This is a genomic window from Aureibaculum flavum, from assembly GCF_016406085.1.
In the GTDB taxonomy this organism is placed as follows: domain Bacteria; phylum Bacteroidota; class Bacteroidia; order Flavobacteriales; family Flavobacteriaceae; genus Aureibaculum; species Aureibaculum flavum.
On sequence record NZ_JAEHFJ010000004.1, the window covers coordinates 440,023 to 460,531 of the forward strand.

At 32.1% G+C, this 20,509-nt stretch carries 19 protein-coding genes; 2 read left to right on the forward strand and 17 right to left on the reverse strand.

Going from position 1 to position 20,509, the window contains the following annotated elements; all coding sequences use genetic code 11:
* Nucleotides 1-52: 52 nt before the first annotated feature.
* Nucleotides 53-1,177: a Fic family protein gene (locus JBL43_RS10675; protein WP_198841426.1), complete on the reverse strand. Its 1,125-nt coding sequence runs from the start codon at nucleotides 1,175-1,177 to the stop codon at nucleotides 53-55.
* Between the two features lie 149 nt (nucleotides 1,178-1,326).
* Here JBL43_RS10675 and JBL43_RS10680 point away from each other — a divergent pair, with 149 nt between their 5' ends.
* The gene (locus tag JBL43_RS10680; RefSeq protein WP_198841427.1) at nucleotides 1,327-1,551 is read left to right on the forward strand and encodes a hypothetical protein; all 225 of its coding nucleotides are present in this window, start codon (nucleotides 1,327-1,329) and stop codon (nucleotides 1,549-1,551) included.
* 528 nt (nucleotides 1,552-2,079) lie between these two features.
* On the opposite strand, the gene JBL43_RS10685 is transcribed toward JBL43_RS10680, so the two are convergent.
* From JBL43_RS10685 to JBL43_RS10755, 15 genes are all read right to left on the reverse strand, one after another.
* Nucleotides 2,080-3,063, reverse strand: coding sequence for a type II toxin-antitoxin system HipA family toxin (locus tag JBL43_RS10685; protein ID WP_198841428.1), 984 nt, complete (start codon nucleotides 3,061-3,063; stop codon nucleotides 2,080-2,082).
* On the reverse strand, nucleotides 3,063-3,389 hold the full coding sequence (locus JBL43_RS10690) for a HipA N-terminal domain-containing protein (RefSeq protein ID WP_138949562.1): 327 nt from the start codon (nucleotides 3,387-3,389) through the stop codon (nucleotides 3,063-3,065). Before JBL43_RS10690 ends, JBL43_RS10685 begins: the two co-directional genes overlap by 1 nt.
* Nucleotides 3,389-3,604 (reverse strand): helix-turn-helix domain-containing protein, encoded by a 216-nt coding sequence (locus JBL43_RS10695; protein WP_138949561.1) that lies wholly within the window; start codon nucleotides 3,602-3,604, stop codon nucleotides 3,389-3,391. Before JBL43_RS10695 ends, JBL43_RS10690 begins: the two co-directional genes overlap by 1 nt.
* A gap of 522 nt (nucleotides 3,605-4,126) precedes the next feature.
* The gene (locus JBL43_RS10700; protein ID WP_198841429.1) at nucleotides 4,127-4,492 is read right to left on the reverse strand and encodes a DoxX family protein; all 366 of its coding nucleotides are present in this window, start codon (nucleotides 4,490-4,492) and stop codon (nucleotides 4,127-4,129) included.
* Between the two features lie 13 nt (nucleotides 4,493-4,505).
* Complete coding sequence (locus tag JBL43_RS10705; RefSeq protein ID WP_198841430.1) at nucleotides 4,506-5,195, reverse strand: hypothetical protein; 690 nt, start codon at nucleotides 5,193-5,195, stop codon at nucleotides 4,506-4,508.
* A gap of 54 nt (nucleotides 5,196-5,249) precedes the next feature.
* The gene (locus tag JBL43_RS10710; protein WP_198841431.1) at nucleotides 5,250-5,402 is read right to left on the reverse strand and encodes a hypothetical protein; all 153 of its coding nucleotides are present in this window, start codon (nucleotides 5,400-5,402) and stop codon (nucleotides 5,250-5,252) included.
* 91 nt (nucleotides 5,403-5,493) lie between these two features.
* Nucleotides 5,494-5,682: a hypothetical protein gene (locus JBL43_RS10715; protein ID WP_117880497.1), complete on the reverse strand. Its 189-nt coding sequence runs from the start codon at nucleotides 5,680-5,682 to the stop codon at nucleotides 5,494-5,496.
* A gap of 203 nt (nucleotides 5,683-5,885) precedes the next feature.
* Nucleotides 5,886-6,554, reverse strand: a complete 669-nt coding sequence (locus JBL43_RS10720; RefSeq protein ID WP_198841432.1) for an HI_0787 family protein — start codon at nucleotides 6,552-6,554, stop codon at nucleotides 5,886-5,888.
* Nucleotides 6,555-6,713: 159 nt separating this feature from the next.
* Nucleotides 6,714-7,553, reverse strand: a complete 840-nt coding sequence (locus JBL43_RS10725; protein ID WP_198841433.1) for a GIY-YIG nuclease family protein — start codon at nucleotides 7,551-7,553, stop codon at nucleotides 6,714-6,716.
* Nucleotides 7,554-7,575: 22 nt separating this feature from the next.
* Nucleotides 7,576-10,746, reverse strand: coding sequence for a DEAD/DEAH box helicase (locus JBL43_RS10730; RefSeq protein WP_198841434.1), 3,171 nt, complete (start codon nucleotides 10,744-10,746; stop codon nucleotides 7,576-7,578).
* A 12-nt stretch (nucleotides 10,747-10,758) separates the two neighbouring features.
* Entirely contained in the window at nucleotides 10,759-12,084 is a 1,326-nt protein-coding gene (locus tag JBL43_RS10735) for a restriction endonuclease subunit S (protein ID WP_198841435.1), read from the reverse strand.
* Between the two features lies 1 nt (nucleotide 12,085).
* A complete protein-coding gene (locus tag JBL43_RS10740) occupies nucleotides 12,086-13,507 on the reverse strand; it encodes an N-6 DNA methylase (protein ID WP_198841436.1) in 1,422 nt (473 codons plus the stop codon).
* Between the two features lie 2 nt (nucleotides 13,508-13,509).
* The gene (locus JBL43_RS10745) at nucleotides 13,510-15,015 is read right to left on the reverse strand and encodes an RNA-binding domain-containing protein (protein WP_198841437.1); all 1,506 of its coding nucleotides are present in this window, start codon (nucleotides 15,013-15,015) and stop codon (nucleotides 13,510-13,512) included.
* Nucleotides 15,016-17,388 (reverse strand): EcoAI/FtnUII family type I restriction enzme subunit R, encoded by a 2,373-nt coding sequence (gene hsdR / locus JBL43_RS10750; protein WP_198841438.1) that lies wholly within the window; start codon nucleotides 17,386-17,388, stop codon nucleotides 15,016-15,018.
* A gap of 264 nt (nucleotides 17,389-17,652) precedes the next feature.
* Nucleotides 17,653-18,546, reverse strand: a complete 894-nt coding sequence (locus JBL43_RS10755; protein ID WP_198841439.1) for a c-type cytochrome — start codon at nucleotides 18,544-18,546, stop codon at nucleotides 17,653-17,655.
* Between the two features lie 307 nt (nucleotides 18,547-18,853).
* Here JBL43_RS10755 and JBL43_RS10760 point away from each other — a divergent pair, with 307 nt between their 5' ends.
* Nucleotides 18,854-19,822: a hypothetical protein gene (locus JBL43_RS10760; protein ID WP_198841440.1), complete on the forward strand. Its 969-nt coding sequence runs from the start codon at nucleotides 18,854-18,856 to the stop codon at nucleotides 19,820-19,822.
* Nucleotides 19,823-19,834: 12 nt separating this feature from the next.
* Here the strand turns inward: JBL43_RS10760 and JBL43_RS10765 are convergent, their stop codons facing one another.
* Complete coding sequence (locus JBL43_RS10765; protein WP_198841441.1) at nucleotides 19,835-20,503, reverse strand: VOC family protein; 669 nt, start codon at nucleotides 20,501-20,503, stop codon at nucleotides 19,835-19,837.
* Between the last annotated feature and the right edge of the window lie 6 nt (nucleotides 20,504-20,509).

A 20,509-nucleotide genomic window follows, 5' to 3' on the forward strand; every position in this document is an offset into this window, starting at 1 on the left:
TATATGGTAAAGAAATTTATAAAGTATTTATCTTGTGGTATTAATATGTCCATTATTTAAATAAATTCAGGTAACTGTCAAACACATATAATTTATCTCTTTTACCTCCTGTTATTTCTTTTAAAATTTCTAATTCTTCTAGATCTGCTATTAAATTATATGCTGTTTTTTTAGACACACCCGTTATTTCTATAACATTATCAACATCTAACATAGGCCGTTTAAAAAGATATTGCACTATTTTTTGAGCATTATTACCTCTGATGCCTATTGTCTGAATGTTTAGCTCGGTATTTTGCTTCAATTTTAAAATAGCATCGAATGTTTTTACGCCTTTTTGAGCCGTTTCTATAACACCAACTAAAAAGAACTTTAACCATTGTGTTATGTTATTGTCCGCTCTTGCTGTCATTAAATTATCGTAATACAATTTTTTATTACGTTCAAAAAATTCTGACAAATATAAAATTGGTTTTTTAAGGATATCTTTATCCACTAAATACAAGGTAATCAGCAAACGTCCAACACGTCCATTGCCATCTAAAAACGGGTGAATGGTTTCAAATTGATAGTGTATAATGGCAATTTTTAAGAGGTCTGGAAAATAGGCATCAGTATTATGTGCAAAATTTTCTAAATCGCTCATTAATTCATTAATGGTGTTATGTACTGGTGGAATAAAAGTAGCATCGTTTATAGATGCACCGCCTATCCAGTTTTGACTGGTACGAAAAATGCCTGGTAACTTATGCTCACCTCTAACTCCTTGCAACAAAGTTTTGTGTGTTTCTTTTATTAAGCGAGACGAAAAAGGAAGCTTTGTTAACATTTCTATAGCTTGGTGCATGGCTTGTATGTAATTCTGCACTTCTTCCCAATCATCTTTTTTTTCGTTGCTAACGTTTTCTTTATCCAACAAGGCATCTTCCATATTGGTTTTCGTACCTTCTATTTTACTACTTTGTGTAGCTTCTTTAAGTACATGCATGCTAATAAACAAATCAATATCTGGTATGTGCTCGCTATACATATCTAAACGACCTAATTGTCTATCAGCTTTAGAAAGCAATTGTATCAATTCCATATCATCTAACATCCATTTTTTATTAATAGTTGCGGGCTGAAAACTTTTATAATGGCCTTGATTTATATATATACCTGATTTAAAATTTTGCATTTTTTATGTATTTTAAATAGTTTTAGCTCATGCAAAATACTACTAAAATTTACAATAATCATCTAGCTATTGTAAAATATTGCTACTTTTTACAATAAGAAACGTAGTAATGTATTTTATTACTATTTTTTACAATAAGAAATTTGCTAATGCAATTAGACCGAAATTTTTATTTTGCCTGTTACATTTCTGATTTTATGGTTTTAATTTGGGACCCTACATTTTTAACAATTTTATTTACCCTATTTGCTCGGCAATATAAACAATACGACATGGAAATTGACAGCCTCCAAAAGCAAATTTTCCAGATTACCACCGATGACAAACCAGAATTCTTTTTACTAGAATTGTTGAAGAAATCTGCCAATTATTAAAACCTATTGCTTTTAAAAACAAAACTAAAACTCCTTCCCTTGTTTCAAGATAGATGTAGCGATAGCTGTGGACAAACTATAACTTACTACTTGAAGACCTTAAACAGAATGTTAAATAAATGCAGAACCTAAGCTCCTCCCCTTAAAAAAGGGGAGGTGTCCAGACGTAATTTTATCATTTTATACTTTCTACTGCGGACGGAGGGGTCAGGGGATTCCCCCCCCCTTCTATTGAAGTTCATTTTTTGCCTTCCCTATGTTGACTTAATTGTTAATTCCATTAACCAACTTTTAATGGCATTTGCATGAAAACCGAAGGTGCACTAGACGAAACCGTTTATACTAAACTTCGTCTTATACTTTGAAAAAAAAAACTAGTTGTTTTTAGTGTTGGACTCTCGTGGTTGATAAAAGGCGAAGCTATTTTGGGGGATAAAAAATGAGTAACACAAATGGTATCAAATAGTATGTTTTTTGAGTAGCATTTTCTATTTGGTATTAAACTATATTCTTACTAATTGTAGTTTATTAACGGGTTAGTTTTTTTAATCTTGTCTGATAGGCTTGTGTGTAATTTCGTTTTGCTTTTTCATTTAAAAAAGAGGCTTCAATTAATGTATGCACTTCATTTTGTTTAGACAATACATCGGAAAACACTTTGTTTACTTGTTGTTTTAAAATACCAGCTTTTTCTCCTAAGATAAAAAACTGCTCTGTAATTTTTCCCTGTGCTAAATTAGGCGGCAATAAGCCATCATCTAACGCAAATTCTTTATCTTCTATGTGTAATCTACTATTTAACAAATCATAAGCAGGACTTAATCTGAAATCACCCATAGGTGTTTCAATTAATGAAAAGTTTTTAAAATGTGCATCTCCATTCGAGAATAAATAGTTAAAGAGTATCAGCTTAAATAATTTGATAGATTCTATAGTATAAGCAGGTGTATACTTTTTTAATATTTGAAAAAGTTCAACGTAGTTACCAGAATATTTAAAATCTTCGCCATGTGTTTGTGGTGTTCTGCCAGCTAAAGAAGCAAAATCTTCTTGAGCCCATTTATTGCCATCATCTTTAACATCAAAACGTTTTGTAATATATGCAGCAGCACCATTTTTAAAAAAAATGAGTGCATTTTCTGCGGTTTCCATTTGAAACACCTGACGTGCAATTTGCATAGTTACATGCTCGTTTGCTGGCATTTGGCTGGCGTTTTTACCAACGTTAGGAATTGGTTTTAAAATGTATTGTCCTTGTTCTCCTTCATCTATTAAACGCAATTTATTTTTTTCTAGTAAGACCGAGAATTTTTCTTGAACACCAGAAATAGACATGCGTTTTCTGTTTGCTGTGAACAACATATCTGTTTGTTCATTGTTTGTTGGCGAATCGTAAGGTAATATTGGACTAACTTTTCTTCCTTGAAACAAACGTTTTAATATAGTTTTACTATAGCTAGTATAATTTGCTGCAAGCGTACCTGGACAATATTTTATTTTTGGTAAAGCCATTAGTTCGTTATTCTTTTAATGGTTATTGCTCCAATAGTATCGTATTTTGCAGTAGTAAGTAAGATGCCAAAATGGTCTTTTTTATCTATTCGATTCTCAAAACAAACCGTTTGTTTGTTAGACCCTTCTGGCAACATATTATAAAAAGTTGAAAACAGGTATTTTGAGGTAAATTCTTGTTGCGTTTTGGGTAAGGTCAAACTAATAGCTGGTTTATCTGCATTATTAAACCAATAGTCGTAATAGGTAAACACAAAACTACCATCGTCTAATTGCATTAACAACCCTGCAGCTTCTTTTTTGTATAACACCTCTGCTTGTCTCATTATTTTTTAGTTACATCTTTAACTGTAAAGGTGAGTTCCATACCCAATGCGTTACCAAGCTTTTGTAAGGTTTCAAAAGTTGGGTTGCCTTTACCGCTTTCAAATTGTTTGAGGGTACGTAAACCAACACCAGAAAGATCTGCAAGCATCTCTTGGGTTACATTTAGCATATCTCTACGTGCTTTTATAATTTCTATTAACTGTTGTGAGTGCATTATATAGCTCTTTTTATGTAAATATATACTTTTTTAATAATAAACACACTATAAGTGCTATTTATTGCACTATTTATATTATTTTTTACTTAACAAACAATAAAAACTACATATAGTGCATTTTAATGCACTATACTGGTTTGTTATTTTTGCATTTGGCAATTTTACGCCAACACTATAAACAGCATCATATTCTTTATTATCCCTTTGTTTTAGATTCACTACACCAAGTACTCGTACGTCCTAAATCACTCGAAGTGACATGACATACGTTAGTTCGAGTTGGGGCGATAGCCGAAGTCTCGGGATTTGGGAGGAACACGTACCTCGTGAATCACTCGAAGTGACGTAACATGCGTCAGTTCGAGTTGAGGCGTCAGCCGAAGTCTCGAGTCCCGAAGTCTCGGGATTTGGGAGGGACACGTACCTCCTAAATCACTCGAAGAGACGTGGCATGCGTCAGTTCGAGTTGAGGCGACAGCCGAAGTCTCGGGAGTTAGCAGTAAAATCCATGGTATTGCTTTACCTAACACTCCAAGCCCACAACATTAACAACGGCTGAAACACTAACAAGCGTAACCATGCACCCCATAATGGAATACAATAGGCAGTAGGTATACAACCTCCTTGATTAATAACATACCAATGGGTGGGAATAAAAGCAATCAATAATAACAGGATCCCTATAACCGCCAATACCCTTGTTTTAGGGATTGCGACACCAATAGCCAATCCTATTTCTACTGCACCAGCGGCATAATTAATAAATTGCTTATAGTCTGCAAAATAAGGCGGAATCTGATCAAAATAAAAATCCGGATTTATAAAATGGTAGCTACCCGCAAAGAGAAAAAAGAGAATAAGCAGTATACGGAGGACTTTAATCATTAAAATTGTTTTTTTATGTATGTATTGCCGGATTCGTAACGCGTTTACTCCAAGAGACGTGGCATGCGTCAGTTCGAGTCCCTCCCGAAGTCTCGGGATTCGGGAGGGATTCGGGAGTTAGCAGTAAACGCCATTGGGTTGTTTTTTTATCAAAGCCCAAAAAGCCTGCTGATTTACTAAAATATACCGTTTCTATGGAATTATCACGCTCACTAAAACGTCCGGTACTTTTAAATAGCTGTACATCAGTAAATGTTTTTGTACCCAAGGTAAATTCCGTTACCGGTACAGCCGCCAATTGCTCTCTACTAAAATAATCAGTTCCATAAAACACCAGTCCTTTTGCAGCAATATAAAACTCAATGGTTAAGGCATTTTCTCGTTCTGCCAATAATTTAATAGCAATTTCTTCCGTAAAAACGGTATCGTTTTTACTTGGTGCTAACGTATAAATATATCTATCAAAATAATCTGGATTTTTTGCCCAAGGGTCTGAGCCAATGGAATCTTTTACAACTCCCTCCGAAAAAAGACGCAACGTATCTTTTTCTGACGACACAAAAACGAGTGCTGTTTTACCTTGATACGGTATCATAGCCAAATCAGCTTCTGAAACCACATAGTGTTGCCCTGAATTTATTTTCGGTGCCGTTTGGCAAGAGGCTACTACACCAAGCATAAAAATAATGGCCGTAATTCTCATACTATAGGCTATTTAAGGGTTAAAATCTTACTAAAAACTGCCACTAAAAATAGCTTACAACTCATTTTCATTCGCTTTTTGTACAATTGCTTTTAAGCGTGCTTTATGCTGTTGTTGATCTGTTTTTATCTTATTCTTTTTACGAGCCAATTGTTTACTGTGCTTGGCTTTATTCTTGGTGTTTTTTTCTTTACCTACTTTACCCATTTATTCTCCCATTTTATGATAAGACCAAATGACAATGCCTATCCATAAGGCTGCACATACACCCACAAATAGCGAAAAGTACCATACAATATCATTTGCTTCCATGGTCTACCAATTTAAAGAATATCATTAAACCTATTAACATGGGTGCCCACAACCCTATAAAAATACCGTGCATTTCATCTCCATGTAAAAATGTATATTCTGCTACAACAATGATAAGGGCACATAATACTAACATTAGAAAATAACCAATGCCTATTTTTTTTATAAACTTCATATTGAAATATAGTAGTTAATTTAATGAAGCCTAATTTAAGAATTTTTATTTGTTCTTTTTAAGCCTTTGGTTAAAATTGTTTGGAAGGTCAAAAAGTAAACAGTTTTGCGGTGACATGATGTCACGTATGTCTATGATTGATTCTATGAAAAGATTTTTTTCAAGGTAAGCCAATATTAAATATTAGTACTATATTTATTGAATCAAGTATTATTTTTAATTCTTTTTTTTAATTCGGATTTTGCATGTGAAAGAGTTGCTCCTTTTGGTAATTCGGTCTTTATTTTCTCTATTAAGCTTTTCCCATATTGCCATAAAAATTTATCAATATCATAGTTAGTGTAATCATCTAACTTTAAATCTTTTTTAAACTTTATAAAAGTTGAGTAAAACTCATTGAAATTTTTAGGATTTTTAAACGAAGGCTTTTGTTTATTTTCTTGTCCTAAATAACCTTTTATTATTATCCAAATATAACTGTCATAAATAGGTGTTTTATGACCACTTAAAAAGTGTACATATTTTGATGCGAAAGACAAGTTGTTCCTTTTAAAGCTCTTCCCATCATTGTTTGTCCATTTTATTTTTGATATTTCATCTACGAAGTATACATATTCATTTATCGTATTTAGGTCTAAATCTGTATTTGTAATATTAATAATTTTTTCGGCAACAGGGTTAATGTTCGTAATAGCTGTTGAGTATATTTTGTTCAATGCAGCTACTTTGATTAATACATGGAATTTATTTTTATCATTGTTGAATGTCTGAAATAATTTCAAAAGGTTTTCATTCAGTTCGTGGCCTCCTTCAACTGAATATTTTTTAAGAATTTCTTTGATAAATTTCTGTGATGGTTCTGGAAGTTTCATTTTTTTAGTCTATAGATTATGACTTTTATAAACATAATAATTGCTATTTTATCTTCAATATTTCATTGAAAATAAATTATTCTTCGAAAATATCTTATTTGTAAATCCTTATTGTACTTTCTATTAGCTTTAAAGAAAATATAATCTTTTATTTAGTTGTCATTTCCTCTTCAGTTCATCTAAAGTAACACCATTTTTATCTTTCCATGCTGTCCAACCATTAGCAGACCTTGCTAACATGGTTGCTGCTGCCGCACTTGGAGAATTAAAAATATAATCTTGTTGCAATACATAAATATCATTCTCTTTTTTTAGAATACCATCATCAACGAGTCGTTTTCTTAAAATCCCAATCCACTTATTCATACCTTTTGTACCAACTAAATTAGACTTTCCTCCTTTATAAACTAAAAAACCATCGTCATTGAGTTCTCCCTGTGCATAGGCATCTTTACCTTGGCAGTAAAACACCTCTTTAATGGTTTTAGCCTTACGTTTTTCTTCAAATATTGGATAGCCCAAAGTGGCTAATAAAATCTTAGCAGTATCAAAATTATCTAACAAATCAAATTCTCTACTTTCTGAGATGGATGGTTTTTTAGAACCTGTGTCATTATCAATAACATAACGATCAATCTCTTTTGCCTTATCTAAGCAATAATATTCTAAATATTTACCATCGGTTTTGGTGTATTCATCCGTTTTCGTAGTAATAATTACACAATGCGTCCAAAAATCTTTTTTCCTATTATGAGTTTGTATTCGTGTATAGCAATCTTCTCCTTCTCCAATATACACTTTAGGCTTAGCTCCATCTTCTGTATTACCAAATAAGAAATACACACCAGTAAAATGTACCATGTCTCGTTTTAGTACTTCTTGCATTTTATTACGAGGGAATAAAATGGCTTTTACCAAGCGGTTAGTTAATTCTGCTTCACGAATACTAGTTGGTGAGCCGTCTGGTAAAAAGATTTGTATGGTTTGTGGTCTAGACATTTATGTATATTATTTTTTGCAATTAACTACAAAATACTTTTAATTTCAACCCTAAAGAATGAATATTAGCTAAAGTACTTTCTAATGTTAACGCTGCTTGTTTTGCTTCGGCTGGAGGATTACTAGATCCGATTTTCTCAAGAAACACATCTCTTTTCATCGTATATCCCATAACCAACCAAACTTCTTTAGAAATATTTACATCCATTTTCTTTCTAACCATATATTCCCATATAGATTCATGGCTAGTACTATCAATTCCAGTTGGTATGCTAGATGTTTTTATTCTATTTTGCACATTATATGCTTTTTTCTTATTTGGGTTCCAAGGAGTAGTCCATGTTTTTAAATTCCCAGGTGGAGATTTATCAAATATTGATAATAAATGAGCATTCTTAACAGCTTGATTACAAATTTCACTAATTGCTGATGCTCCATATTGCCCATGACTTGGATCTGGTTTATTTCCTTTACCCTTTACATGAATAAATACTATTTTTTTATCTGTAACCAAAATAAAATCAGCTGGTTCTGTATTTAAATCTGTACAAATCAAAAGCTCTTCTTTTTCACCACTTTCTAACATATATCCTTTTAATTGCGAGCCTTCTCCTCTATTTGCTAATAAAGAAAATATTGAATCGTCCTGCCAAGAATCTGCTGAAGTTCCATTTACTGTTCCTTTCTCAGAGTACCTTTTAGACAAAGCATCTATTGAAATTAACATATTTGGAATGGGAGATACTTTGTCATCAAATTTTTTTCCAAACTTAAAATGTGGTTCGTAAAACCTTCCACCTGAATAAGAAAGACCTTTCTTTGTTAATACTCTAAAACACTGTTTACGATTCAAAACTTTAATAAGATTTACAACCTTTAAGCCTAATTCAGCATCAACAGTTTCTATCGTACCAGCAATTTCTTCACATACTAGAATATATTTATTTCTTTTATTATCAAATTCAATTTTAATAACAAAATTATTTTCATTAATAATTACTTCAAAGCTATAGACCCCATCTGAGCTTTTATTAATGACAGAAAATTTTTCAGGAATAGATAATTCTTCGATAATAACATCTTCATCAGAACCTTCAATTTCATTTACAATCTTCACATTTTCTAACTCAAATAAATCTAATAAAATACACTCAGGAAAAGGATCTTTCACATTAGAAACTTCAGTAGAATAACGATTAAAAATTGCTGGTATACGAGATCTATTTTTTAAGGAGTTACACAAATAATCTATCCAATCTAAATATTCTTTAAACTTTACATTTTTACCTTCACTTTGACTAATTCGACCTGTACTAAATCCAATATATGTTCGAATTTGAAACTCCTTATCCTTTAAACTAGTATCTTTATAATCTTTATAAACTTTTTTATCCAAATAATGGCCAAATGTAGAACTCAAAAAATGAGAAAAATCATTCAAATTTGGAGCTGTGTCTTTAATTGAGGAAGCCATAAAGGAATGACTATGGGGTTCTAAGGAACCAATGTTTGAGCTCTTCAAAGCTACACGACTTAATACTGTATCATTTGTTTGCTTAAATATAGAGCGTAACCTTGAGGAATCTAAGCCATAACCAACACCTAGTTTATCTTTACCCAGAGGAAGTAATTTTCCAGAATCATAAAAAATCAAAAAATCTTTTTCTTCTTTAAAAAAACATATTTGATGTGTAATTTCCGGAAAAAATGAATTTGTTAAGTAAGGTGAATTTTTTACTGTAAAATATAAATAAAGCCCTGAATTTGTGCCATAAATGTTTTTATAAAACACATGGTCTTTATCTTTTAAATTATGGTCTAAATAATTATTAATGAAATTAGTGGAACTAAATGATTTTCTCTTCTCTATAAAATTAGCTTTTAATGGAATTTGAACTTGAGATTTCAGTTCTTCTTCAGTCCAATTAACAAATTGTTCTTTAGTTAATTTAAGTCTTACTTTTTTATCTATATATTGATGTTCTCCAACATTTTTATTAACATCATCTAAAATTTGTTCTGCTAAAGTTTTTGTTATTTTACCACTCTTATCTAGTGAAACAAAGCCATTCCAAGCATTAATATAGTCTGCTTCTGTATAATTGTATACATAAGCTGTGTCATCATTCTTTTTCGGGTTTCTAATTATTCTACCGATTTGTTGAACAAGTGACCGTGTGTTAGTCATCTCATCAATAATAGCTAAACATCTAAATTTGCTACTATCGATTCCTTCAACTAACTTAAATTGATGAACCCAAATATCTTCAACTTCATCCTCTTGATCTTTAGGAACTGCATTTAACAAATATGGTTTTAATTCTTCATTTTTATCTTTAAAATCTTTCTTAAAAGTTTCATGGATAGAAAAAAAATTTCTTTTTAATTTTACCAGCTCTTTTGATATAGAAATAATTGATTCTGAACTATCACATTTAATAATAAGTCTAGCTTCTTTATGAGTTTTCTTTATTTTGTCGAATCGTAAAATAGCATCATTTACAGCAATTACGATATTATCTTTTTTTCCGAAATCTTCAACTTTTACTTTCCTTAAATATTTTAAATCTTTTAATTCTTCATAGCTTTTTCTATACACGTAATTGTCCCAATCAATGTCAAACTTTTTAAAATCATTACGAAAAGGTGTTGCAGTAAAAATAATTTTAGGAGCTCTAAATGCTCTTATCGTATCACTCCATTTAGGTGCTGGCTCATAATGTCCTTCGTCAAACAGAATTAGTTTTACATTTTGTTTAAGAATTTCATACAATTTAGGGTTAGTATCTCTGACTTTATGTAATTTTTGAATTGTCCAACAAATAACTGAATCAGACTTAATATTTATCTCAGTAGCTTTTTCATCATAAACTGATTTTGTTGGTTGAACTGATAATCCATTAAATTTATTAAGGAATAAATTGCCTGAAAGTTCTTTATGTAACTGATCTATAACTGGTCTTCTAGGTGATAAAACTAAAATACAGCCTTTTCGTGGCAAACAACAAGCTAATGAGGCTATTATAATAGTTTTACCACTACCTGTTGGTAAAGCAACAAGTCCAGACAATATGGTTTTATCATTGTCATAATCTGAAATATATTTACTCATCAAATCAACCCCTTCCAATTGATAATCTCTAAGATGAGATTCAACTTCTTTTGGTTGCAAAATTGATTTTCTTTTTTTCATGTTTTACGTTTGTTATATCGTTTTCTCACCCTCAAAAACCTCACGCAAAACACTCTGCATTAACTGTTCACTATGTGCTTGGCTTTGTTGCACTTCTTGCTCTAAAACATCACATAAACCCATTAAAGCATTTACTTTTTCTACAATGGCTTTTTGTTCTTCTAGTGGTGGAAATGGGAAACAAATACCTTTAATATTAGTTTGAGAAATATTAACCTGACTTGATGCCATTCCGATCATTTTATCTAATAATAAATTTCTTATAGATTCACTATTTAGTGTTAGAACAACAAAATCAGGAAACAATGAATCTTTAATATATTTAAGACGAATTGTTTTATCTGATAGAATTAAATTAAAATTAAGTTTATCAACTTTACAACTAATTCCTGTTCGATTTATAGGGCCAGCTCTTGTAATTAAAATATCTCCAATTTCTACTATTTGTTTTGGATTGATTTCATAATTTACTGGAAGCACCTTATTTGCGTTTTCAACAAATCTATTTTGCTGTACAGCTGTTGTAGTTAAAACACCCCATTCTTGATTAATAACAGGTCTTTTCACGCAATTAGGACTTTTTCCTGAATCTGAATATAATAAAGTATTACCCAACCTACACCAAACCCAACCTTCAGGTAATTCATAAGGAATTTCATCTTTGGTGATTGGTGGTAAGGCTTTTTCCTTTTTTATTTTTTTGTCTTTTATAAGTTGTGCTTTCTCTTCTTGAATACGTTTTAAGAGTTGGCTGGCATCTTCTGTATAAGGATTATTTGCTCGCCAATCTGCTGTTAATTTTCCTTGTACCGCTTCTTGAAGAATTGCTTGCCTTAAATAATTTATATCAGTCTCTTGCTTAGCAAGTACATCTGTTGCTTTATCTTGTTCTATTCTAATTTTAGAATACAATTCAACTATATCTAATTGTGTTTGTAAAGAAATGTTAGGCACTTTTGCTTTTTTAAGATTCCCCAAAGTCAGAGACACATTAGCACTACCTTTCATTAGTGGCACTAACACATAATCTTTCATTAAATTAAAATAGATATATAAAAATTTTGCTGAATAGTTTTCATCTTTAGGTACACAAGCAGCTAAAATACTGCCAAAAGCAAATTTACCCTCTTGATAATGCACTCTTTTAATACTTGCATGTCCATGACCAGTTGCAGATACCAATGGAATTAAAACCGCTTCTGTATCTAACTGAAATTTATTATGACTCTTTCTAAATTCTGCTGTTGTTACCATAGGATAATCTCCAGGAATTGCTTTAGTAATTCCTATTTCTCCTTTAACCACATTACAAATACCTCCTAATTGTACGTATGCCATATTAATCAAGAATCTGTTTTATTTTAGACAATAATCCATTTACTATTTGATTACTTTCAGAAAGTCTTTTTAAAATAACTTCTGAAGATTCAAATTCTTCTTGTACTTGGTCTTTTGGATTCTTTATATCTAAATTGTAGTTTCTTTTTTTTATTTCTTCAATTGAAACTTTCCAAGCAAAATCATTTTCAACTCTATTATTCCACCACGCTTTTTCAGCATCAAACTCTTTAATATTAATAGGTTTCGTTTTATTATAATTTTTTACACCTTCTGGGTATTGGTGTTGGTAATACCAAACTTCTTTAGTCGGTGTACCTTTTTCAAAAAATAATACATTTGTATTAATATTTGTATAAGGATTAAATACACCTAAAGGTAAGCGTACAATAGTATGCAAGTTGCATTTGTCTAAAAGTTCTTCTTTTAGGCGTGTTTTCATCCCTTCTCCAAATAATGTACCATCTGGTAATACAATAGCACAACGTCCTTTATTTTTTAAAAGCTTAATAATTAAGGCTAAAAATAAATCGGCTGTTTCTTTGGTTCTAAATTTTTTAGGGAAGTTGGTTTCTGTACCATCTTCTTCTACACCACCAAAAGGCGGATTAGAAAGTATAATATCTAGCTTGTCTTTGGCTCCCCAATCTGCATAAGGTTTGCTTAGTAAATTATCTCTACGCACTGCTGGTAAATCGAAACCATGTAACATTAAATTGGTAGTACATAGTAAATGCGGTAATGGTTTTTTCTCTATACCACGTATCGATTTTTGTAATACGTCTCTATCCTTTGAGTCCTTAACTTGATCTCTAACAGATTCTATAGTACAGGTTAAAAAACCACCTGTACCACAAGCAGGATCTAATACGCTTTCGCCCAATTGCGGATTAATAATATCTACCATAAACTGCGTTACCGCTCTTGGTGTGTAATACTCACCAGAAGAACCTGCAGATTGTAGGTCTTTTAATATGGTTTCGTAAATATCATTAAATACGTGACTCTCATTAGAGTTATTAAAATCAATCTGGTTAATGACGTTGATGACTTGACGGAAGAGTGTTCCGTTTTTCATAAAGTTATACGTATCATCAAATACCGAACGTATAATTTTTGCTTGTGGGCTTAATGTAATATCTAATTCCTTTAAAGCAGGAAAGAGTTCGTTTTCTATAAACTCCATTAAAGCATCGCCTGTTAAGCCTTCATCATCTGCTGCCCAATTTTGCCATTTTAAATGTTCTGGAATTGGCGATTCGTAATTGTTTATGGTAATTCCCCATTCTTCTTCTTTGTCGGCAAATATTTTCATAAAAAGCATCCATACCATTTGCGAGATACGTTGTGCATCTCCATCTACTCCCGTGTCTTTACGCATTATATCACGTATGCCTTTTATGTTTGTTGTTATGTTGCTCATTCTTATTTTTTGGTTAGAAGTTGCAAAAAAGCAAGTCCTCTTTTTGTTATTTTATATTGTTGTTTAGAGCTTTTTGGTTTGTCTGGAATTGTCCATTCGATAAGTTGCAAATGCAATAATTTTCTGATAATTTTCTTAAGCTGTCCAGTAACACTTTTTTGTTTTAAGGAGTGTGCTATTTCTTTTGTTGAACTTGTCTTTACGGCTACTATTTTCAGTGCTTTTGAGAATAAAGACTTGTGCTCTAACTCGTGCCTTAACTCGTGCTTCAGCTCTAGTTGCAGCTCTAGTTGCAGCTCTAGTTGTGACTCTAGCTGTGACTCCTGCTGTGACTCCTGCTGTGAAGCATAATTTTTCTTGATAAATGAGACTCTAAAGGCGATTCCGGGTTCTTTCCAAGTCAATGCTATTTCTGGATATTCTTTTAAATCGTCTGCTATTAATTGCAAACCGTTTCCCCATTGTTCAATTATGCCCAAACGTTTGAAAACAGGTGCCAATACTTTGTTTCTAACATCTGATTGGCCTGCATCCATATCGTTAAAATCTACGGTAGGCAATAATTTTCCAGGACTTGTAATTTCTAATTTATCATCAAAAATAGCAATTTTAATATCTTTTCCTGTAAGCGAATAATCTCTATGAATTACAGCATTTCTAATCACTTCTCTAATGGCAACTATAGGATATTCCCAACGGTCGTTTCTATAAACACCTTTATAATCTTCTGTACCTTCAGAAATATGACGCAGTACAAATTGATAAGCTTGTTCCGCTTGTAAAGCAATATTACCATCAATAGTTTTCTGATCAATAAATGTTCCAGGAATGGTTCCTTTAAATCGTGCACATTCTACTTTAGCATTGGGAAACAATTCTCTTTTTTTTACATCATCAGATAGTAAAATCAACGCATTAGTGGGAAATACTTGACCTTGTTCTTCATTAACAAGATTTAATTTTCTTAAAACTTCAAAAGTTAAATTCTCGTTTGCTTTTTCTTTGAAAAAACTTTTAAAATTATCGAGGTTTAATTCTCCGTAATTTTTATTAAAAAATAATTCTGAATCAAAAGAAATATTTTGTCCTTGTCTTTCCAATTCTTGAATAATCTCATTACTAGCTAATCTGTTAGAAGAACCTACTCTGGTATATACTCCCTTTTCTTTTCCTTTTGAGCTAATAAAGTAAGGCGGTTTACTACCTTTATGAATATAAACTTTGATAACGTGTTTTCCATTTTCTTCTATAAAAGTAATTTCTGGTAAAACAGTTGGAGTACATTGATCGTTTACAAGGTTGCTAATTTTATTTTCAATCGAATCTAAATTTTCTTTTATCAAACCCGTAATTTCTCTTGGATTATTTTTTATACCAATAAACAATTCACCTCCAGCATCATTAGCAAAAGCAACTATCGTTTTTGTTAAATCTGAATTCGTTGGTATATTCTCTTTGAATTCAAGACGTCTACCTTCTGGTTGTTGTATTTTAGTTAAAATATTCAATTAAGCTATATTATATATTTCGTTTTCCAACTCTTTAACGGCCTGGTCAAAGTCTTTTTTCTTACCAAAAGCTCTTACTAATTCAACAGGAGAACCCATTTCATTTAATGGCTTAACTTTTAGTACAGAACCTTGCTCAATGGAAATTATGCCTTCTTGTTCATATTTATCTAATAAACTGTATAAAACTCTTTGAGCGGTAGCACTATATTTAGCAAAGTAATTTCGTCTACGCACATTATTAGCACGCTCTTTTCTTGTTAATGGTGGTTGGTCATAAGCAATATGACATATTAGGTCAAAAGCATCCATTTCAGTACCTACTTCTTCACGTAATGCCTCCAGTAAAATACCATGTTCAGCTAGTTCTTTTATTAATTCTTCTTTCTTTTCTGTGGTATTCCAACGTTGGATAAAATCATCAAGTGAAGCGAATTCTTTTTCAATATTTTTTCGAGAGTAGTCTTTTAAAGATTCAGTAATTAGTTTTCCATCTTTACCATAATATTGAACTCGTTCGTTTACGACAGTTACTGGTATTTGATTTACGTAAAACTTTTTTATTTCTGATTCTTCTTCATCAATATCAACAATAGGTTTTGTTGGTTTGAATTCATCAGGATTAATTGGTTCACCATTCTCTGGTATTTGGGTATTATCTTCATCTTCTGGAGGCACAACTGGTTCCTCTGGTTTAGGTTCATAAATTTGAACTGGATCACCATCAAAATCTGGTCTTGCAAATATATTTGTCGCTTTTCTGAAATCCATAATGGTAAAATACACTTTACCTTCTGCCTCTCTTATACGTGTACCACGTCCAATAATTTGTTTAAATTCTGTAACTGAGTTAATATTAGATTCCAAAACAATAAACTTCACCATTTTGGTATCAATTCCAGTAGTCAACATTTTTGATGTTGTTGCAATTACAGGAAAACGTTCTTCTACATCTGTGAAATTATCTAATTCTTGTTTTCCTACCTCATCATCTCCCGTTATTTTCACACAATAATTCCAATGTTTAGCTACTAAATCTGCATTTTCATTAATTAGTGCCTGACGCATTCTGTTTGCATGATCAATGTCTACACAAAACACAATGGTTTTTGCATATCTATCTGTTGCTTTTAAATATTCTGTGATCTTTTTAGCTACAGTTTCAGTTCTTTCATCAATAGCTAAAGTACGGTCATAGTCTTTTAAATTATAAATACGATCTTCAACTTCGTTACCATACTTATCTAACAACCCTTTAGTTGGTCTCCAACCTTCATCAACATTAGTTGTAATTCTCACCACTTTGTAAGGAGCCAAAAAACCATCATCTATACCTTGTTTTAAAGAATACGTATAGACAGGTTTCCCGTAATAATCCATGTTTGATACATCATCAGTCTCTTTGGGTGTTGCGGTCATTCCTATCTGCGTAGCAAACGAAAAATAATCTAATACTTCTCTCCAAGCAGATGCTTCAGAAGCACTACCTCTATGACACTCATCAATTACAACCAAATCAAAGAAATCTTTGCTAAATTCTTTGTAGGCATTCTTATCTTCATCATTACTGGTTAAGCCTTGATATAATGCAAAATATATTTGATAAGATTTATCAATTTTTCTGTTTTTTATTATATGCATGATATCATTTCCGAAAGGGGAAAAATCACCATTCTTAGTTTGCGTAAGCAATGCATTTCTATCTGCTAAAAATAAAATACGCTTCTTTATACCTGCTTTCCATAATCTCCAAATAATATTGAATGCCGTATATGTTTTACCTGTACCGGTTGCCATAACCAACAAAATCCTGTTTTGTTCTTTTGCAATGGCTTCTAAACTTCTATTTACAGCATTCTGCTGATAATATCTTGGAGACATTCCACTATCATCTACAAAATAATCTTGTTCAATAACTTCTTTAGCTTTTGGAGTATCTAATTCTTGCTCTTGCAAGTATCTATTCCATAGATATTCTGGACTAGGAAAATCGTTTAAGGTTATTTCTTTTTCAACTTGCCCTAATGCTTTTGTTTTATCATGAAAGACAAAAGAATCACCATTTGAAGTAAATACAAATGGAATTTGAAGAATTTCCGCGTATTCCAATGCTTGTTGCATCCCTGAACCCACTGGTTTATTATTATCTTTAGCTTCAATAATTGCAATAGGAACATTCGGTTTATAGTAAAGAATATAATCTGCCCTTTTACGCCTCCCTCTAGCATATAGCTTACCCTGTACAATAATTCGTCCATCTGTAAAAGGAACTTCTTCTCGGACTTGTTTTTGCATATTCCAACCTGCTAATTTAAGTGCAGGGTTAATAAATTTTGTACATATATCTCTTTCTGTAAGATTTTTTTTATTCATTCAATGGGGTTGAAGCGACTATTAACAAACTTACCATTTTTAAGCCATTAAAAAAAGGGGAAAAACCCCCTATTTTTATATGTACACTTTGCAACTACTTTTTCTTTTTAATACGTACACCAACTGCAATATTTCAACGCCATAGGTAAAAAAGTATGGACCGTTTTAGTTGGTTTATTTGTAATCAATTAAGTTGCTTTGTTTTGTAGATGTATAGTTGCATCGTAAAAGGGTTCTTATAATAAGTAGCCGTAATTGCTATACTTATTCTTTTATACCTTGTGGTGCTTTTGCATTATCAGGGTTGGTTCCATTTATGGATGCTATAAAAGCAATTAACGCTCCAATTTCTGTAGGTGTCAAATGACTTTTCCAAGAAATCATTCCTTTTGCTAAAACACCATTCATTATCGTATTTGCTATGTCTGCTTTCTTGCCGCCGTGTAACCAATAGGCATCCGTTAAATTAGGTCCAATAATACCCTGCCCTTCGGTTCCGTGACAAGGGGAACAGTTTGCCTGAAAAAGTACGTTCCCTTTTTCTTTGTTCGCTTCATCATTTGCTACCTTTATGATGATGCTTTTATCATCAACATCTGCATTACCACTTAATTTTTGTTCATTTAAGTAGTTAACACGCTCTATGCTATCCAATTCCATTTTTTTTTCACTTGCAGGTATTTGCTGCATGTATGCTATTAGAGCTATTATTTCTTTTTTATCCGTTGTTATACCTTCATGCTTCAATTCTAGCTCAAGGCTATCTGCCTCTTTAAGTAATGCTTGCCATAAGGTATCATTTTCTTTTGCAGCTATCATTTCTTTACGCAATGTATTGGTATAAAGCTGCTTGTATGAGCTTTTCTTTGAATTTGGTATGATACTTAATGGATCATCTAAATAATGAAACAACCAACTGTTTGAATACTTACCACCAACGCCGTCTAAACTGGTCAATTGGGCATTTTTATGCTCAACCTTTAACGTGTGGCAGCTATTACAAGATTCTCGCATATATAATTGTTTTCCATAAGCCACTAGCGGAGATAAATGACTACTAGACGCATCAGCAATTGTAGTTGTCTCCACCTTTCCGTTATTGTTAAACAGGTAAATTGTAAAAAATATAGAAGAAATGACAAAAATTAAGTATTTCATTTTAATGTTGAGGTTTTATTTAATGACGCCTGAAAATATTTTTTTAACTAAATAATTGACCGGTGAACCCTTAATTGGGTTTTAACCTGATTGTTTACTACGCAGCTAACCTTAAACGTAATAAACGATTAAAACGTTAACATGTTATAAAATTAAAATGTTTTAAAAGTATAAAAAAAGGGGACAATCCTATTTTTTATGTACATAAACCAACCACTTCTCATTTTAACCTTATTCAGGGGTTGCTTCCCTTGTAAAATTCTGTAATTTTACCGCTTATTAGCACAACAACCTTTACATTATCCTTATGAATACATTACGTTTCCTCATTGCAGTACTCATTTTTAATATGGGCTTTGCCCAAGAATTTTCTGAGTTAGATTCAACTACTTCGTATAAATTCCCTGTCTTAACCTATAAAACAGATACCTTGGTTGAAGAAAAAGTAAATTCCTTTTTACACCTTAAACATTTAAGGCATTTACCAGGACAGTTTACCAAAACGCCTTTTACAAAAGCCTTAAAATTAACTAGTAAACTAGAATTTAATTCATGGAAACAATTTGACTACCATACGAACATCATTTTTGTAGAGCTATTTGGTACCCAAAAAGGTAAAGCATACACGGACATAGAACTATTTGATAAACGTACCGGAGATTTCTTTGATTATGACGACGTTTTTATGGATGAAAGGGATAGAGGCTATGAAGAAAAATTAACCCTACTATTAGATTCGTTAGTGGCCATCGATAAAATAAACCCTACTTCAAACATTTCTATTCGCATTGAATTATTAGAAGCCGACATGCGTGTTCACGTAAATGGTGTAGAAAATGTATCTGCTTATTTTCCGTATGCATCCATAAGCGAAAAACTTACGGAGTATGGCAAGAACTTACTTTTAAATGCCTCGGATACCATTATACGTAGACCTGGCATACGCAATAAACTGTTTAGAGATAGAGCCATTACCCAAGAAGGTAGTAAATATGAACGCCAATTAAAATTTCAACTACTAGTGCTGCAACGTAGTAAAAAATCGGACCCCGTTATTTATAAATGGTATGAGGGTAAAAACAACTCAGAACAATTTACAGAATCTATTATAACCGATACTACCATTACCTCTGATATTTATGCATGGGATTCCCTTGCTGATAAAAAAGTGAAAATGATGTACACTATGTCCTTAGAAAAACAAGTGGACAATGCATGGAAAGGAACCGTGCAACTGGGCTCCATGAGTTATCCAGCACTTTTTAAAGAGTATTAAAGTTATTTTTTTTTAACGCAACAAGTTGAGTGCTTCATTTTCATACTTCATACAGTACTCTTTACCTTGCTCAACAACCATAATTTCAAAGGCTGAAGCAAAGGCTTTGTCTTGGGTAGGAAACCAATCTTTTACCTTGGGGTTAATACATATAAAAAGTCCATGCTCATCACCTATCGCACAAAAACGATCAAAGCTACCATCATAAATTTTAATGTTGGTTAACTTATGTAATTGTGTGTATATTTTTTCAATGGTTGTGGTGGGCATTCCTATTTCTGAGATTTCTAAAAATTGAGAAGCATCAAATGGTTGTGGTGTACTATTATTTAAATTTTTCCGTGCAATCAGCTCTACAATATTATGGTCTTGGTCATAAAAATAAATGGCTTTCGCATTCCATGCGGTAAAGTCAATAATTTCATTGCTTCCCTCCTTCTCTATAGCAACTTTTGTTTTAAGCCACGCCAAGACTTCCACTTCTTTATTGGCGGGAATGTTTATGGCAAAATGATAAGGCGTTGCTTTAGGCTTATAAGCTATGGTCAATATGGAAGTCCCCAACTGAAACGAAACTTTTTGGTCCGTACTTATAATGCAGGTTACACCCAATACACGGGTATAAAAGTCGGCTTGGGCTTTTATATTAGAGCTGTATATTGTTAATTCTTTTATCTGCATGTTATC

What these genes read in the sequence shown, in the direction of transcription:
- JBL43_RS10730 (WP_198841434.1), bottom strand. Translation starts at nt 10,746, where the DNA reads ATGAAAAAAAGAAAATCAATTTTGCAACCAAAAGAAGTTGAATCTCAT.
- JBL43_RS10675 (WP_198841426.1), bottom strand. Translation starts at nt 1,177, where the DNA reads ATGCAAAATTTTAAATCAGGTATATATATAAATCAAGGCCATTATAAA.
- JBL43_RS10735 (WP_198841435.1), bottom strand. Translation starts at nt 12,084, where the DNA reads ATGGCATACGTACAATTAGGAGGTATTTGTAATGTGGTTAAAGGAGAA.
- JBL43_RS10710 (WP_198841431.1), bottom strand. Translation starts at nt 5,402, where the DNA reads ATGGGTAAAGTAGGTAAAGAAAAAAACACCAAGAATAAAGCCAAGCAC.
- hsdR (WP_198841438.1), bottom strand. Translation starts at nt 17,388, where the DNA reads ATGAATAAAAAAAATCTTACAGAAAGAGATATATGTACAAAATTTATT.
- JBL43_RS10740 (WP_198841436.1), bottom strand. Translation starts at nt 13,507, where the DNA reads ATGAGCAACATAACAACAAACATAAAAGGCATACGTGATATAATGCGT.
- JBL43_RS10755 (WP_198841439.1), bottom strand. Translation starts at nt 18,546, where the DNA reads ATGAAATACTTAATTTTTGTCATTTCTTCTATATTTTTTACAATTTAC.
- JBL43_RS10680 (WP_198841427.1), top strand. Translation starts at nt 1,327, where the DNA reads ATGCAATTAGACCGAAATTTTTATTTTGCCTGTTACATTTCTGATTTT.
- JBL43_RS10725 (WP_198841433.1), bottom strand. Translation starts at nt 7,553, where the DNA reads ATGTCTAGACCACAAACCATACAAATCTTTTTACCAGACGGCTCACCA.
- JBL43_RS10715 (WP_117880497.1), bottom strand. Translation starts at nt 5,682, where the DNA reads ATGAAGTTTATAAAAAAAATAGGCATTGGTTATTTTCTAATGTTAGTA.
- JBL43_RS10765 (WP_198841441.1), bottom strand. Translation starts at nt 20,503, where the DNA reads ATGCAGATAAAAGAATTAACAATATACAGCTCTAATATAAAAGCCCAA.
- JBL43_RS10720 (WP_198841432.1), bottom strand. Translation starts at nt 6,554, where the DNA reads ATGAAACTTCCAGAACCATCACAGAAATTTATCAAAGAAATTCTTAAA.
- JBL43_RS10695 (WP_138949561.1), bottom strand. Translation starts at nt 3,604, where the DNA reads ATGCACTCACAACAGTTAATAGAAATTATAAAAGCACGTAGAGATATG.
- JBL43_RS10760 (WP_198841440.1), top strand. Translation starts at nt 18,854, where the DNA reads ATGAATACATTACGTTTCCTCATTGCAGTACTCATTTTTAATATGGGC.
- JBL43_RS10700 (WP_198841429.1), bottom strand. Translation starts at nt 4,492, where the DNA reads ATGATTAAAGTCCTCCGTATACTGCTTATTCTCTTTTTTCTCTTTGCG.
- JBL43_RS10705 (WP_198841430.1), bottom strand. Translation starts at nt 5,195, where the DNA reads ATGAGAATTACGGCCATTATTTTTATGCTTGGTGTAGTAGCCTCTTGC.
- JBL43_RS10690 (WP_138949562.1), bottom strand. Translation starts at nt 3,389, where the DNA reads ATGAGACAAGCAGAGGTGTTATACAAAAAAGAAGCTGCAGGGTTGTTA.
- JBL43_RS10685 (WP_198841428.1), bottom strand. Translation starts at nt 3,063, where the DNA reads ATGGCTTTACCAAAAATAAAATATTGTCCAGGTACGCTTGCAGCAAAT.